The sequence below is a fragment of the Ohtaekwangia sp. genome (genome assembly GCF_036786105.1).
Taxonomy (GTDB): domain Bacteria; phylum Bacteroidota; class Bacteroidia; order Cytophagales; family Cyclobacteriaceae; genus Ohtaekwangia.
Map to the genome: position 1 here is coordinate 5,669 of NZ_DAIQRQ010000003.1, position 16,193 is coordinate 21,861.

Genomic DNA, 16,193 nt, shown 5'->3' on the forward strand with positions numbered 1-16,193 from the left:
GGCTTCTCTTTGTATACATGCCATAAGAACTCACCAAATATAGTATTCGCCCAGGCGAACCACTTGCGGGTAAATTTTTGCGGGTCGTCTTTGTGGAAGGACTCGTGCATGAGGCCTGTGCCTCCGTGAGTGGTTTTGAGTGTTTTGATACAGTCTTTTATTTCCTGGTCGCTGGTGCTGGTGAGTCCGCGCATAATAATGCTGAGCGGCCAGATCATGTCCATGCCGGCATGCGGTCCGCCTATACCTTCGCCTGCTTTGCCTTTAAAGAAGAACGGATTGTTTTGTGAGAGTATATATTTGCGGGTGTTTTGATAGATCGGGTCATCTGTTTTTACAGCACCTAAATACGGCAGCGAGAGAAGGCTGGGTATATTGGCATCGTCCATCAGGTTGCAGCTGCCGTGGCCGTTTACTTCGTAGGCATATACTTTGCCGTGGCCGGGTACATCGATCACAGCATATTGTTTCAAGGCTTCGGCAACTTCATTGGATAATTGCAGTAATTCTGTTGCTAAAGCACTGTCTTTAAATATAGCAGTAATCATTTCGGAAGCCTGTTTCAAACTTACCACAGCAAAGAAGTTCGAAGGAATCAGGAATGGAAATATAGTAGCATCATCACTGGGGCGGAACATGGAACAGATAAGCCCTACAGGTTTAACAGGATATCCATACCCCGCGAGCGGCACGCCATCGGTTGCCCAGGCGGTGGTACGTTGAAATGTATAGGGACCTTGATTCTGTTTGCGTTGCTGCTCCTTAAAAACTTTGAGTGTTGCCTGTATCCCCGACTTCCACGAAGCATCAAAAGGGGTAGTATCTTTTGTGAGTGTCCAGTAATGATAGGCGAGGCGTATTGGGTAGCAGAGTGAATCGATTTCCCACTTGCGTTCGTGTATACCGGGTTTCATATCGGTGATGTCGTCTTTCCATTCGCTAACCTTGGCAGGGTCGTCATAGAAAGCGTTGGCATACGGATCTTTCAGTATACATTGTGTCTGGCGGTTGATTACGCCTGCAATCAGATTTTGCAAAGATGCATCCGTCTTCATGAATGGTAAATACGGCCATATCTGTGCAGTGCTGTCGCGGAGCCACATGGCATCGATATCACCGGTGATAATATAGGTATCGGGATGAGTGCCTTTTGCTTTCAGGAATACCGTAGTGTCGAGTGTATTAGGAAAACAGTTTTCAAAGAGCCATCCCAGTTCTTCATCTTTTACGTGCGACTTAAATTCTTTAATGGCATCTTCAATGGCCTTGCTTGTAAAGTTGCGTGCGCCTGCTTCAGGACGTTTGGATATATACCTGGATTGTTCTGCCGAAGCAGTATTTATACTTACGAGTAATCCGGCACTGATCAATCCGGCATACTGGAGAAATTCTTGTCTGTTCATGGTAGCGGAAAATTACTAAACTATGTCTTTGTAGGAAAGAACGAATTTACTTCGTTAAATCTAACCGAGGATGGATGAAAGATAAAGAGTATTTAATCCCGTTGATAACGCTATACTAAATTTTGTTGTAATCAATTGAAAAGTATCGTAGGAAATTATCTTCCAAACAGGAATATTGCGTGCGTTTTAAAATATTAACCTGACCTACTTGTGTTTTTCTCTTTATTGTCCAGGATGCGTGTAGCATCTCGCTGGTTACAATCGTCAGCCTATTTATATTCGATTGCTGTTTTTGTTGCTTCCTTCGTGCTTACCGGATGTGCTTCGTCTTACAGACCATTTCATAACGGTTAATCGTTATCCGTTAACAAGCCCTCATCTGATAACCTGTAACGGATAATTAATAACGCATAACCACCAACGTTTCACACACCAGCATTTCCCTTTACCAAATCTCCCCTTATATTTGCGGCCTTAATTAAAACACGATCATGGGACTTCAATGCGGGATTGTAGGATTGCCAAATGTTGGAAAGTCAACACTCTTTAATGCTATATCCAATAACAAGGCGGAGGCTGCCAACTTTCCGTTCTGCACCATTGAGCCCAACGTAGGGGTGATCTCCGTTCCGGATCAGCGTTTGAAAATTCTGGAGGCACTTGTAAACCCGCAGCGTGTATTGCCTACAACCATTGAGTTTGTAGACATTGCCGGTCTGGTAAAAGGCGCCAGCAAAGGCGAAGGTCTTGGCAATCAGTTTCTGGGCAACATTCGCCAGGTAGATGCTATTGTGCACGTAGTGCGTTGCTTTGAGAACGACAATATTGTGCACGTAGATGGTCGCGTAGACCCGGTAGCCGACAAAGAGATCATTGACACTGAGCTTCAATTGAAAGATCTCGAATCGGTTGAAAAGAAGATTGCCAAAACCGAAAAGGCTGCCAAAGGTGGCGATGCCAAACTGAAGAAAGAATTATCGGTACTCCAATTATATAAGGAGACGTTGCTCTCCGGCAAGAATGCCCGTTCGCTGCAAGTAGATGAAGAGGATAAAAAGGCGGTTGCCGACCTGCAATTGCTCACGGCCAAACCCGTTATTTATGTTACCAACGTTGATGAAGGCTCCATCCACACGGGCAACAAGCACGTGGAAGCGCTGAAGGCTCATGTAAAAGATGAGAATGCAGAAGTCGTAATTATCAGTGCCGCCATCGAAGCCCAGATCGCGGAGCTGGAAAGCGAAGAAGATCGTAAGGTGTTCCTGGAGGAGTATGGTCTGACTGAATCCGGTCTCAATAAGTTATTGAGAGCGTCTTATCATCTGCTCGACCTTATCACGTATTTCACGGCAGGGGAGAAGGAGGTTAGGGCGTGGCCTATTAAAAGAGGATGGCGCGCGCCACAAGCGGCTGGTGTTATACACTCTGACTTCGAAAAAGGGTTTATCCGCGCGGAGGTTATAAAATTAACTGATTATCAGCAGTATAAAACTGAACAAGCCTGTAAAGAAGCCGGCAAGATGGCGGTAGAAGGAAAAGAATACGTGGTGGAGGATGGTGATATTATGCATTTCCGCTTCAACGTTTAAAGTTTCTTTACAAATATATTCAACCTTGACTTTTTTTTCTTAGCTTTATAAACCGCTCACATTCAGTGCTGAGCGGGTTTTTTGTTTGGGTATCATTTAACCCCTGACTAATTTTTTTTGGCTTGAGAACCAGGATTATTTTTTCACTGAAAAACAGGGGTGCGTACGTGCCTTTTCACCACCAATATCTATTGGCGCAGGTAATAAAAGGCCTTTTGATTTTTGGGCCTGAGAAAAACTACGTAGAGTTTAACCAATACAACTTTTCAGGATTGAAGGGGCAGACCAAGGTCAGCCGGAAAGGACTTCATTACTTTTCATCGAAGGTAACGTTGGTGTTTGCCTGTTCAGACAAGGCTTTTATGGACTATTTCACAGCTCGTTTGTTTGAGCAGAAGGAAATCATAGTAGGCAATTTGCACCTGGTGCCGGAAGCCATTGAGCAGGAAGAACCTGTAAAGATCAGCGATGAATCGCGCTTTCTGTGTATATCACCGATCGTTGTGATTCCGGCGGCATTTAATGATGAGAGCGGAAAGAAATTCGTGTCTCCCGAGAGCGATGAATTCTCCGATCTGCTATATGATTCCACTATTGCGCGGATGGAAGCCAATGGAAAATATACAGCCGAGCAACTTACATCTTTCTATAAATTTCAGATCGTTCCTGATCACGACTATATTCAGCGGATACAGGCATCGCATAAAAAATTTGCACGCATCTATCCGCTTTATGATAGTGATGTAAAGTTTGAAGTGCGCGGCTATACATTCCCGTTCACACTCTATGCTGCCAAAGAAGTGCAGCAGTATGTTTATGAGAATGGCCTCGGCTACTTTACACACAAGGGCTTTGGTATGCTGGATGTTGCCAACAACGACTCCATCCAGCGCACTGCACAGCAGGAAATGGTATACGCTTAACGCGGATTTGCCTCCAGTCGCAAATAACCTATCAGCAGGTCGGCCTGTGGTTGAAATGGTCTGTAGTATACAAAGATCTCGTATAGGTTCTCCGTTTCGAAATGGCTGCCTTCAAATGCATAAGGGCTCACCGTTGGCGACTTTACCACATATTGATAATCATACCAGCCTTGCTTCAGCAACATGTTTGCAGTATAGGCACTTTGCGCAGTATCATAATGCATTCTGTTCTCATTGTTCAGGTTCCAGTAGTTGAAAGCTCCGGCTACATAGACATCGCCTTTAACAGGTGGTGATGAGAGTGTAAAATTTACATCGACATAATTTGCATACGCCATGTTCTTGTTATAGTCCAGATTGTCGAGCGTATAGTTGCCATCGAGGTCGTTGTATTGTGCGTAGGCCTGGCCGTCTCTGCTTTTATCTTTCTGAATATAGGCTTTAAAAGGTTTTACCTTCTTATCGACATACGCCACGTTGCGTCCCGGGTATACCAGGGAACGCAGATCAAAGAACCTGAACTCATTTCCGCCTTTGAACATCTGTGTATCATCGAAGAAACGATACTCAATTTCTTTCTCGATCTCACGTACAAAGCTCGGCTTTACATTGGAAGCCTGGTTATCCCAACGTTGGTTCTGACGAATGTTCACGTGTACATCCGTAAGCGGATTCATGATGTTCAGATTCTCGTAATCAACCGTAAAATTCAGTTGTTGATTGAGATCAGCAATTCTGCCGGGGCCAATGAGATTGCCATTCTGCGTAAAGCTGATCTGTGTGTTATATACCATGAAGCGTCTGCTCAAAATAATATCGTCTTTGTTGCTGCCGCGATATACTACCAGCACATAGTTGCCTGGTATTCTTACAGGCGGTACCGCGAACTTGTAGTGGATGTATAGTATATGCGTGTCAACCGAGTACTCGTAGGTATTGATCGGGAACTCGTTGTATGTAGTCATATAGTCGAGATCCTGCAGACCTGATTCAGTCCAGTTGTAATTGCAATGAAGAATTTTGGCGTAGTAGGTATCGTTCTGATTCCGGAGGTCATCAAACTCCAGCATCAGGTTCTGTTGTGCGAGGTTTGTTACGGCCGGGTTTAACGGATTGCCGGCAGCGTAGAGCTGTACGGTTTTGATCTGTGGTTCATACGCCTGATCACTGCGTTGCAGGGTTTTAGGATTACCCTGAGAATTAAGCGAACTTTGAGCGATCGGGGTGCAGGCAGAAGCGAGCAGAAGGAGACTAAGCGAAAACAGTATGGATCTCATGCTGAACTGATAAAAAATTTAAAGGGCGCCATGCTATACCGGCAAGCCCTTGGAAATTGGGTATTGCGTACAAACGACAAAGGAAAAAAGAAATTGCCAAAATCAAAGCGTTTACACTCTTTCGGGAGCTTACGATCGTTTCAGGTATTCCAACTTTTTCAACCGGCGAGGTGTCTAACATGCAACATGGCCGTATTATCGGATTGATGCTCAGCGAAAACGAGCTTATAGACGGGTGCCGTAAAGGCAGCAGGGCTTCTCAACGGGCTTTGTACGATCGCTATTGCCGAAAAATGATGGTCGTTTGCCTGCGCTATTCCAAAACAACGGCAGAAGCGGAGGATATCCTTCAGGAAGGTTTTGTCAAAGTCTTCCAGGGGATAGAAAGTTTCCGCGGTGATTCGAAGCTCGAAACCTGGATCACACGCATCATGGTAAACACTGCTCTGAACGCCAACCGAAAGAAACTCTACCTGATGCCGATGGTCGATATTGAAGAGACCAACCTTCCGGAAGATGAAGTAAGTATATCCGGCATCCACTTCACGCAGTTACTGGAAATGATACAGGCCTTGCCGCAGGGCTGCCAGATCGTTTTTAACATGTTTGCCATTGAAGGATTCAGTCATAAAGAAATAGCAGAACAACTGGGTATATCAGAAGGAACATCGAAGTCGCAGTTTGCACGCGCGAAGAACTTGTTGCAGCAGCGATTGCTAAAGGAATCAACGTACTATGAACGATATGGAGAGTCGAAAATTTGAGGATGCGTTCAAGGATGCTTTCGACAAAGCCGAGGTAAGTCCCTCCGACAATGCGTGGACGAACATTGAGCTTGATCTCGAAAAAGCAGAAGGCGACAAAATGAAACGCAGGATCTTATTCTATAAGCTCCTGGCGGCAGCGTCTATTGCATTTGCTATGTGTGTAGCCGGTGTTGGCTATTATATCGTGAAAGATAAACACGATCTGCATTATGGCGGTGTGGCCACTACTAAAACCAATCCATCCTTACAAGAAGGCTCCGCTTCGACTCCGGATGCTGCCGCCGATAATCCATCCGGCAATGATATTCAGCAAGATCCAACAGCTGCCGGTATAGAAAAACAAGCTCGTGAAAACGATGCAAGTATAGTTACCGAAGGAACTTCCTCTGCTGCAAAGCAAACTATAGCAGAACAATCTTCACCGGATGTATTGATCAAAGATGCTGCTACATCGGGAGATGATAATTTACTTACAGACGGAAATAAGAGCAGCGCGCAATCAACAGCCGCTGTCGCCAATAGACGTTCATCGAACAGAACAGCAAAACAGCATCGTGCTGCCGTGAATGATGAACAGATTCATCACACAGATCTGCGACAAAATACAATAGTAGCTACAGAGCGCAATGGTAATGTGGCCGATCAATCGGTTTCTTCAAATGTTAATAATCGCGGTAAAACGGACGGCAACATTAACAAGATGAATAATGAAGCGGATGCTGTGAACGCAAATCGTGAAGCTTCATTGGATCAGTCACAAAAGCAAAACGTGGCGGCAGTAAATGGTAATGATGCGCAGGCAAATCAGTCAGGCAACCAGATCGCTGCAACGTCTTCCCACAATGTTGTCAGTATAAAAGAAAGTAATACTGCCGCCAATGCAATCATTGACAGCAACCAAGCGAGCCACGAGAATATATCAGTGGATAAGACTCAATCGGTCGCTACGAACGCAGTAACACAACAACAGCAGCAACACATTGCTGCTACCAATAAACTGAATGGATCAGAGCAGACTGATATACATCGTACAGGCCAAACGCAAGTTGACGCAGGTGATCAGACTGTTACCTCTCGCGAAAATACCGACAACGCAACGCAGGCAAATCCTTTTACCGATCAGCAAGCAATCATTGCCCGGCTTAATACCAACAATGCCATGCAAACCGCAGCCGTTGAGAAATTACCATCGCGCATGCGTAAACCGGCTGACTTTGATGCATCAAAATTCCAGCCGCAGGAAGATCCATTGATGAAGTTGCTGGAAAAAATGACGGAAGAAGATAAGGCTCGCGCGTTGGCCGCGAACAAGGACGAAAACAAATCGGTAGAAAAAATATGGACCTCGGTTGGTTTTGCAGCAGGAAGTTTTAATACGGTTAACTCCAGTGTGTCGCCTTCCAATTCGTTTGCTGCAAACAATGTTACCAGTCAGCAGGCGAAAGCTTCCGGTTCTGCCTATACCGTTGGTGTTAGTATGGGCACCCGCATAGCCAAGCGCTGGGTTGTGCAGGGTGGTGTCAGTTATATGACACAGGCTTCTGAGTATACATCCAACACGGCCGGCACTGCTGATTATTCCAAATTCTCAGCGCCATCGGTAAACAGTATTCTGGGCACTGCCGATGCCAAGATGGTTTATACGGCACCGTATACCATTAATAACAACATGCAGTTTATCAGCGTACCGCTGCAAGCCGGGTATCTGGTCGTGAACAAGCGATTTGGCTTGCAGTTGAACGGTGGTATAGCAACTGATATGTTCCTGCAAAATACACTGACTCCCGAAGGAGGAGGAGGGGTTATCAGCAAGACTACACAATCCAGCGGAGCAGATTCTCCCTACAGAACACTTAACTTCAGTGGACTGGTAGGAACAGAACTGAGCTATAAGTTTGGACAACATTATCGTCTGGCACTGAATCCGGGACTGCGATATCCTTTCAATTCTATTTATAAATCAGATCAGCCTATCGCGGCTATGCCACTTACTTTCGATGTCGGGTTAAGATTCCGATATATTTTTCACTAACGTTCCAACCTTTTTAGAGAGGGTAGGGTCTAAACTACCAAAGAACCCTCCCAAACCGATTATGGATACGTTAGAAAACAGACTTCAAAAACGGATACATGTATCCTTGTATGCCCTGCTTTTCCTGACTGGTCTCCTGGGGATCAGTGTATTGCTTGAAGGTTGTACAGACAAATGCGAGGTAACGAATGAGTATGTTACCTATAAACCGATATATACTTCCCTGGAGGAGATACGACAGGTGCGTGTAACGCAGCCGGAAGAAATTAAAACAATCGGCAAGATATACTATAAAGATCACTACCTGTTTGTGAACGAACCCGGAAAAGGTATACATGTGATCGATAACCATAATCCTGCAGCACCGGTTAACAAAAGTTTTATCAATATTCCCGGTACATACGAACTCGCTATCAAAGGCGATGCATTGTATGCAGACAGTTATATAGACCTGGTGGTGCTGGATATTTCTTCTCCTGACAATATTCATGAAGTAAACCGGATCGAAAATATATTCAGTAACTATAATTCACTTGGTTTTTATATGGATCCTGAGAAGGGCCTTGTTACCGACTGGGTTGCTGAAAAGAATGTAACGATTATGAAGTCAGACTGCAACAGCGGTGTGCAATCCTGGGGCGGTATGTATTATGACGGCGGCATTGCGTTAGCCAGCAACATTGCCTTTGACAAGAGCGCAGCCATCGCTCCGGGGAACGGCTCTGGCCCCGGAGTTGGCGGCTCTATGGCGCGCTTTACGATTAACAAAAATTATTTATATGCACTGGATGCTTTTTATGTTAAGCCCTTGGATATTTCCAATGAAATGAGCCCTGAGAAAAAGGAAGCGGTAAATGTAGGGACGTATTTTGAAACTATCTTTTCCTCTGCGCAGAATCTCTTTATGGGTGCCCACGATGGTATGTATATATATGATGTGTATGATCAGGCCGTGCCCCAGCGGGTAGGTGTCTATGCGCATGCCAGAACGTGCGACCCGGTTGTTGTAGATGGTAACTATGCCTTTGTAACGCTACATTCAGGTACTACCTGTGACGGATACTCCAATCAACTGGACGTGGTCGATATTCAAAATCTGCAGGCGCCTCAGCTGGTGAAAACATACCCGATGACCAACCCGCAGGGACTTGGAAAGGATCAAAATACTTTATTTATCTGCGATGGCTCAGATGGTTTGAAGGTATACGATGCCTCCGATGTAAACGCGATCAACACCAAATTGCTGGCCCACTATAAAAACATAGATGCATACGATGTAATTCCAGTGGATGGTGTGTTGATGATGATCGGAGCCAACGGCTTGTATCAGTATGATTACTCCAATCCCACGGATATAAAATTACTCAGTCATCTGGCTGTGTCGCATGAAGACTAAGGTAGTAATATTGGCGCTTCTTTCTGGCATGCTTGCCACGTCCGGGCTGCTGGCGCAATCAGATACAGTAGCAACGAGTGCAACGGCTCCCTCCGCTACAAAAAAATCGATCCATTATACCAATAACCTGATGTTCGGTGCGCTGTTCGGCAAGAATGGATACGGTACCTATATATCGTTGAATACTACTCACGGTGTTCGCTACGGTCGCTGGACCGCCGGTATAGGAACAGGTTACGATGTCTATAAAGATTGGAATACGCTGCCGGTATTTGGCAGTGTGTCGTATGATTTTGCGCATAGCGGGGAGCATACTTTCTTTGCACAGCTCAACGGCGGATACGCGTGGGCATTTTATAGCGTTACGGATTATACCAATATGGATTCGAAGGGCGGAAGAATGTTCAATCCCATGGTTGGCTATCGATTTAAGATAAGTGATAAAGTACGTCTCTATCTCAGTGCAGGCTATAAATTTCAGCGCATCAACTATGAGTTTACGCCTAACGTATTTTATATGTATGATTGGGTGCCGGGCGCAACATATGTTACTCCCGTTACCAAAGTGCAGCGCGACATGGACCGTGTAGTGGTGCAGATTGGCTTGGGACTATTCTAAGTATTTTTCAGATAACCTTCCGTGGCATAAATTTTTGGCGATTGCTATACATGCTACGAACCCGCGTTAAATCCTCTGGTCTGGCCTCTATCGGATACGATGAGGAGCATGAGATTCTTGAAGTTGAATTTACTTCCGGAGAGGTATATCAATATCTGCGTGTGCCCATGGAAGTACATGAAGCACTGATGAGTGCAGAATCGCACGGCACTTATTTTTCAAAGCACATCCGACCTTTTTACGATTTCCGGCACATAGAGAAATAGCCGCAGGCTATGGGAAGCGTTATCCGTTAATCGTTATCAGGAAGAGTATATTAACGGCTACCGTAAACGATCTGTGCTATTCTGTGAAATCTGTGGGAACAAATGCATTTATTTCCCACAGAACTCACAGAATAACACAGATTGTTATAGATTAACCGGTTAATATACACTTCCTGATAACGATTAACCTGTAACGGATAACTCCTAATAGCTATCCCAGTTCATCGATTTCAATCGCCAGCTCTTCCCATTTTTTATTCGCAGCGGCAAGGGCGGCTTCGGTTTCTTGGAAGGTTGTTTGTACTGTTTTCAATTTTACCGGGTTGCCGAATACTTCAGGGGTGGCAAGCTCATTTTCGAGTGATGCTTTGCGTGCTTCGAGTTCGGTAACTTGTTCCTCAACTTTCTTTAACTCTTTTTCAAGCGTCTTGCGCCTGGCTTCGTTGCCGGGTGTTTGTGGCTGTTGTTGTTTTACAGGTTCAGCTTTCTTTTGTTTGGGAGGTTCAGCTTTTATACCTGCTGCTTCGTTCTTCTTGCGCCAGTATTCATACTCTTCGTATGTTCCGGGGTATTCTTTAATCTGTTTGTCTTCAATATACCAGATCTTGTTTGCAATCTGGCTCACAAAGTGACGGTTGTGCGATACTACCACAAAGCTGCCCAGGTATTGCTGCAGCGCCTGTATGAGTATATTTTCTGAAATGAAGTCGAGGTGGTTGGTAGGTTCATCAAGCAGCAGGAAGTTTGCTTCCGAGATCAAGGTCTTGGCCAGGGCCACCCGCGATTTCTCTCCGCCGGATAATACTTTGATCTTCTTGAATACATCATCGTCTGTAAAGAGAAAGCATCCCAGTACATTTCGTAATTCCTGGTCTGTTTTGCCGGAGCCAGCCTGCATAAGCTCTTCGAGAATTTCATTCTCTACATGCAGTGATTCCAGCTGGTGCTGTGCATAGAAGGCGCGGATCACATTATAGCCCATCACTCGCTCGCCCTCTACCGGTTCTTCACCGGCAATGATGCGCAGCAACGTAGATTTACCTTTACCATTGGCACCGATGAGCGCAATCTTATCGCCACGCTCAATGGATATAGACGTGTTCTTTAAGATCTCTAATTGACCGTATGCTTTCGATACATTGTTCAGTGTAATGATATAGCGGCCGGGCTGTTGTTTGAACCGGAACCGGAAATTTACCGCGGCCGTATCATCCACCACTTCTTCAATGAGGTCCATCTTCTCTAACGCCTTTACACGCGATTGTACCTGGCGCGCTTTCGTAGCTTTGGCTTTGAAACGCTCTATGAAACGTTCGGTCTGGCGGATCTTCTGCTGCTGATTTTCGTATGCACCTTGCTGTATCTCCTGGCGCAGTTCTTTTTCTTCGAGGTAGAAGGAGTAGTTACCTTCGTAGGTGACTAATTGCTGTTGAGTAACCTCTACAATTTTAGTAACCACATTGTCAATGAATGTACGGTCGTGCGATACAATGATTACAGCGCCTTCATAATCGCGCAGGTAATCTTCCACCCATTCAATAGAAGGTAAGTCCAGGTGGTTGGTAGGCTCATCGAGCATGAGCAGCGAAGGTTTTTCGAGGAGGAGTTTGGCCAGCATCACGCGCATGCGCCATCCTCCGGAAAATTCTTTGAGCGGTCTGTGCAGGTCGGCTGTTTGAAAGCCTATACCTTCCAATACTTCTTCCGCTTTAGACTGAATCGTGTACCCATCCAGGTGATCGAATTTCTCCTGCAGCTTGGAAAGTTTTTCTACCAATGCATCCGAGTATTCGGTTTCGAGTTGTTTGATAGTAGTTTCAAGCTGTCGTTCAATCTCTACCACTTCCTTAAAGGCGCCCATGGCCACCGTAAGGATTGAATCATTGGTTTGATAGGAGAGGAGGTCCTGGTTGAGAAAGCCGATCGTACAATCGTTGCTCTTGCTCACCGAACCGCTGTCGATCTTGTATTCTCCGTTTATGATTTTGAGCAAAGTTGATTTGCCACGGCCGTTCAAGCCAATTAAACCGATCTTGTCTTTCGGTTTAATAAACATGCTGGCATTCTCGTAAAGCGCGCGGCCTCCGATATAGTACGAAAGATTGGTGATTGATAACATAATGCAATTTTCTCCCCAGGCATTGCTGACCAATGCCACACTGAATCTGTTGTAAAAATAATGAGTATTTGCTGATTTTCCGGATTTAGCCTTCGCGGCGATAAAATTTTGCCACTTACGTAAACCTTACCCTTTCTCCGGGTAAAAAAACTTAATTTCAGGCGTGTTTCACAACTCCTGGTATCCCGAAGCCCGAGTAACAGAATAATTCGGGTGCCGGCTGTGATAGCACATTAGAACATTTAAATTATAGCGCATGAAATCGATTAGCTCCATTTCTCTCATGATCATGACGGTGATGCTGGCCTGCGGAAATTCCGGTTCTGACCGTGATGTAATAGCCGATAACAGTACCACCGATGCAAGTGCTCCTGCCATTACAGACTATGCAGCCACGTTGCCTCTCGATAAAATCAAGTTGCCGGCAGGTTTCCAGATTGAAGTATATGCTGAAGTAGACAACGCACGCTCTATGGCGCTAAGTCCTTCTGGCGTACTATATGTAGGCAACCGCGATAAAGACAAAGTATATGCTGTAAAAGATACCAACGGCGATTTCAAGGCTGATAAGAAGTGGGTGATTGCTTCCGGCCTGAATATGCCAAACGGTGTAGCGTTCAAGGATGGTAATTTGTATGTAGCGGAGATCAGCAAGATCACGAAATATACCGGCATTGAGTCGAAGCTGGATAATCCACCAACGCCCACGGTTATTGCTGATAATTATCCTACCGAATCACATCACGGCTGGAAATATATAGCGTTCGGTCCTGATGGAAAATTGTATGTGCCGGTAGGTGCGCCCTGCAACATCTGTGAATCGAAAGATGAAATCTATGCGAGCATCACACGACTCAATGCAGATGGCAGCGGTCGTGAAATATTTGCAAAAGGTGTTCGTAACTCTGTAGGTTTTACCTGGCACCCCGTAACAAAAGAATTATGGTTTACAGACAACGGTCGCGATATGCTGGGTGATGATAAACCTTCCTGCGAATTGAATGTGGCGGCTAAGAAAGGAATGCACTTTGGTTATCCGTATTGCCACGAAGGATCGATCAAAGATCCTGAATTTGGTGATAAGCATGCCTGCGCTGAGTTTACAGCACCGGCCGATAAATTAGGACCTCACGTAGCACCGCTTGGTCTTAAATTCTATACCGGCAACATGTTCCCGGCTGCATATAAAAACCAGATTTTTGTAGCAGAGCATGGTTCGTGGAACCGCTCGAAGAAGATTGGTTACAACGTAACCCTTGTAAAACTACAGAATAACAAAGTAACAGAACACGAAGCGTTTGCAACGGGCTGGCTGGATGATGCCACGCAGAAGGAGTGGGGGCGCCCCGTAGATGTACTGGTAATGCCTGATGGATCGCTATTGGTTTCCGATGATAAGGCCAACGTGATCTATCGTATCTCGTATAAGAAATAAAACTACTACCCTATGAAAAAAAACCTTAGTATTTGTCTGCTGTTTGCCTGCGGTATATTTTCCGTATTGGCGCAGCCTGCTTCTGAGAAAGCGCCACTGGCAACTGTTTCGAAAGCAGGATATACTTCTGTGAAGAACCAGGCAAACACCGGTACTTGCTGGAGCTTCTCCACTACATCACTGGTAGAGTCGCAGACGATGAAAGGTGGTCTGGGAGAGTTTGATCTCTCGGAAATGTATACCGTACGGAATATATATACCGAGAAAGCTAAAAATTATATCCTTCGCCAGGGCATGGCACAATTTGGTCCGGGGGGACTGGGCCACGATGTAATTCGCGCCATCGCTACCTATGGCGCTGTGCCGGAGAGTGTATATTCAGGATTACCATTAGGACAAAAGAACCACGATCATTCCAAACTGGATACACAACTGAAAACGTATCTTGATAGTTTGCTGAAAGTGCGCCCGATACCCTCCGACTGGATGAAAGGTTTTGAAGCTATACTGGATGAACATCTGGGTAAAGCTCCGGCTACGTTTACCTATAATGAGAAGCCCTATACACCCAAAACATTCGCGAGTGATGTGCTGCACTTCAAGGCTGACGATTATGTGAACATTACTTCCTTCAGCCATCATCCGTTCTATGCCTCTTTCATACTCGAAGCTCCCGATAATTTTGCCAATGGTTCGTATTACAATGTGCCCCTGGATGAAATGATCCGCCTCACCGAGCGCGCTGCGGAGCAAGGCTATTCTATTATGTGGGATGCCGATGTAAGCAACGCATGCTTCCGCCAGAAACAAGGGTATGCCCTGCAATGGAAAGATGGTAAAGCTCCAGCATCCATCACACCGGATGATGAAGAGATGAAGTATGACCAACAGCTTCGCCAGACGCTATATGAAAACCTGACGACACAAGACGATCATCTCATGCATTTGGTAGGATTGGAGAAATCGCCCGGTGGAAAGAAATTTTTCCTGGTAAAAAACTCCTGGGGCGATTCGGGCCCTTTCAATGGATTCATTCACGTATCAGAAGCATATTTTGCGATCAATACCGTGAGTCTTGTAGTTCCGAAAGCTGCTATAGAAAAATCGTTGCTTACCAAGCTCGGGATTCGTTAAAAATTTCGTGAACGCTATCTGCCCTGACCCATGCACCCCGTGTTGTTCAAACTTGGCGGACTAACCGTATATAGCTACGGCTTTATGATTGCACTTGGCACAGTGGCAGGTGTTGCCTATATGGTGATCAGGGGAAAGAAAGAAGTGGGGCTTACGTTCGATCAGGCAAATTCATTGTTTCTTTTCATTTTTATTGCAGCCTTTGCAGGCGGGAAGGCCCTGCTGTTTTTTGAAGATGCCAGACTTTATGTACAGCATCCCGCAAGGTTATTGACGGGTCGTGGTTTTGTATTCTATGGATCGTTTCTGTTTGCGATACCCACCATGTTCTGGTTCTTCAAACGGAACAAGCTGCCGACTTATGCTATGCTCGACATTATGGCGGTTACTACCTGCCTGGTACACATGTTTGGTCGCATCGGTTGTTTCCTCGCCGGATGCTGCTATGGTTTACCCACCGATTCTATTTTTGGTGTGATCTTTACCGACCCGGCATGCCACGCCAATCCAAAAGGCGTACCCCTTCATCCAACACAATTGTATGAATCGGGCTATATATTTATGGTGATGCTTGTATTGCTATACCTGCGCGAAAAAAGAACATTCTATGGCCAGTTATTCCTTACGTATCTGATGCTGTATGCCATTGGCCGCTATGCGTTGGAGTTTTTTCGAGGAGATACTGAGCGCGGTTTTATTATTAAAGATTATCTGTCGCACTCACAGTTTATAGCGCTCGCTATATTTGTGGTGGTGGTATACGTCTACAATCGCTGGTCAAAGCGTAACCTGATAAGCTTGTACAAGAAGCCTATTTAAGGTATACAGAATGAAAGGTAGCAAGCAGTGTGTTGCCTTCGTATAGCTCCAGCGTTTCACCGTTGATCTTGTAGTTGTCTGCTGAATCGAGTGTTTTGGTAAGGAAGTTCTCTACATCCAGGCGATCGCAGGCCATCTTGGTAGTAATGGTAGTAAACTTGATCTTGTTGCCATCCTGTGTATAATTACCACCGAGGCTGTTACATCCGGCAAATCCCTTGATGCGTTTTTCTCCGCCCTCACTGCTCAAAACGAAATGTACTTCTTTGGAACCATCCGGAGTTTCAACAGGCATGCCGTTTATATCAGCCAGCTTCCAGTATGTATTTTCAAGGTGCGCCATGCTTTCGTTGTTTTGGGCTGTTTTGCATTGAAAGGAAATCAACAGCGCGAAGAAGAGGATCTTTTTCATAG

General features: G+C 45.4%; 14 protein-coding genes. 10 read left to right on the forward strand and 4 right to left on the reverse strand.

Translation table 11 applies throughout. From position 1 onward, the window contains the following. Positions 1-1,403 (reverse strand): glycoside hydrolase family 125 protein (locus tag V7Q33_RS02095; protein ID WP_333818743.1); only part of this gene is annotated, 1,403 nt, incomplete at its 3' end. A 491-nt stretch (positions 1,404-1,894) separates the two neighbouring features. Between V7Q33_RS02095 and ychF the strand changes: the two genes are divergently transcribed. Further along, positions 1,895-2,992 (forward strand): redox-regulated ATPase YchF, encoded by a 1,098-nt coding sequence (gene ychF / locus V7Q33_RS02100; protein WP_331977901.1) that lies wholly within the window; start codon positions 1,895-1,897, stop codon positions 2,990-2,992. A 167-nt stretch (positions 2,993-3,159) separates the two neighbouring features. Continuing rightward, a complete protein-coding gene (gene cas6 / locus V7Q33_RS02105) occupies positions 3,160-3,915 on the forward strand; it encodes a CRISPR-associated endoribonuclease Cas6 (protein ID WP_331977903.1) in 756 nt (251 codons plus the stop codon). Here the strand turns inward: cas6 and V7Q33_RS02110 are convergent. Then, positions 3,912-5,192, reverse strand: a complete 1,281-nt coding sequence (locus tag V7Q33_RS02110) for a type IX secretion system plug protein (RefSeq protein ID WP_333818744.1) — start codon at positions 5,190-5,192, stop codon at positions 3,912-3,914. The genes cas6 and V7Q33_RS02110 overlap by 4 nt on opposite strands. 56 nt (positions 5,193-5,248) lie before the next feature. Here V7Q33_RS02110 and V7Q33_RS02115 point away from each other — a divergent pair, with 56 nt between their 5' ends. From V7Q33_RS02115 to V7Q33_RS02135, 5 genes are all read left to right on the forward strand, one after another. Further along, on the forward strand, positions 5,249-5,956 hold the full coding sequence (locus tag V7Q33_RS02115; protein ID WP_331975907.1) for an RNA polymerase sigma factor: 708 nt from the start codon (positions 5,249-5,251) through the stop codon (positions 5,954-5,956). Beyond that, entirely contained in the window at positions 5,937-7,991 is a 2,055-nt protein-coding gene (locus V7Q33_RS02120) for an outer membrane beta-barrel protein (RefSeq protein ID WP_333818745.1), read from the forward strand. The genes V7Q33_RS02115 and V7Q33_RS02120 overlap by 20 nt, the downstream gene beginning before the upstream one ends. Positions 7,992-8,052: 61 nt before the next feature. After that, the gene (locus V7Q33_RS02125; RefSeq protein WP_331975911.1) at positions 8,053-9,387 is read left to right on the forward strand and encodes an LVIVD repeat-containing protein; all 1,335 of its coding nucleotides are present in this window, start codon (positions 8,053-8,055) and stop codon (positions 9,385-9,387) included. Beyond that, positions 9,377-10,006 (forward strand): hypothetical protein, encoded by a 630-nt coding sequence (locus V7Q33_RS02130; protein WP_331975913.1) that lies wholly within the window; start codon positions 9,377-9,379, stop codon positions 10,004-10,006. Before V7Q33_RS02125 ends, V7Q33_RS02130 begins: the two co-directional genes overlap by 11 nt. 50 nt (positions 10,007-10,056) lie before the next feature. Further along, the gene (locus tag V7Q33_RS02135; protein ID WP_331975915.1) at positions 10,057-10,272 is read left to right on the forward strand and encodes a KTSC domain-containing protein; all 216 of its coding nucleotides are present in this window, start codon (positions 10,057-10,059) and stop codon (positions 10,270-10,272) included. Between the two features lie 211 nt (positions 10,273-10,483). Here the strand turns inward: V7Q33_RS02135 and abc-f are convergent, their stop codons facing one another. Next, positions 10,484-12,391: a ribosomal protection-like ABC-F family protein gene (abc-f, locus tag V7Q33_RS02140; protein ID WP_331976008.1), complete on the reverse strand. Its 1,908-nt coding sequence runs from the start codon at positions 12,389-12,391 to the stop codon at positions 10,484-10,486. Positions 12,392-12,647: 256 nt separating this feature from the next. On the opposite strand from abc-f, the gene V7Q33_RS02145 reads away from it, so the two are divergent. The 3 genes from V7Q33_RS02145 to V7Q33_RS02155 are packed head-to-tail and all read left to right on the forward strand — an operon-like array spanning position 12,648 to position 15,779. Then, positions 12,648-13,826 carry a PQQ-dependent sugar dehydrogenase gene (locus V7Q33_RS02145; RefSeq protein ID WP_333818747.1) on the forward strand — a complete coding sequence of 393 codons (1,179 nt, stop codon included), beginning with the start codon at positions 12,648-12,650 and terminating at the stop codon, positions 13,824-13,826. 12 nt (positions 13,827-13,838) lie between these two features. Then, positions 13,839-14,960: a C1 family peptidase gene (locus tag V7Q33_RS02150; RefSeq protein WP_333818748.1), complete on the forward strand. Its 1,122-nt coding sequence runs from the start codon at positions 13,839-13,841 to the stop codon at positions 14,958-14,960. Positions 14,961-14,990: 30 nt separating this feature from the next. Next, the gene (locus tag V7Q33_RS02155; protein WP_333818749.1) at positions 14,991-15,779 is read left to right on the forward strand and encodes a prolipoprotein diacylglyceryl transferase; all 789 of its coding nucleotides are present in this window, start codon (positions 14,991-14,993) and stop codon (positions 15,777-15,779) included. Here V7Q33_RS02155 and V7Q33_RS02160 read toward each other — a convergent pair. Continuing rightward, positions 15,772-16,191, reverse strand: coding sequence for an META domain-containing protein (locus V7Q33_RS02160; RefSeq protein WP_331975923.1), 420 nt, complete (start codon positions 16,189-16,191; stop codon positions 15,772-15,774). The genes V7Q33_RS02155 and V7Q33_RS02160 overlap by 8 nt on opposite strands. Between the last annotated feature and the right edge of the window lie 2 nt (positions 16,192-16,193).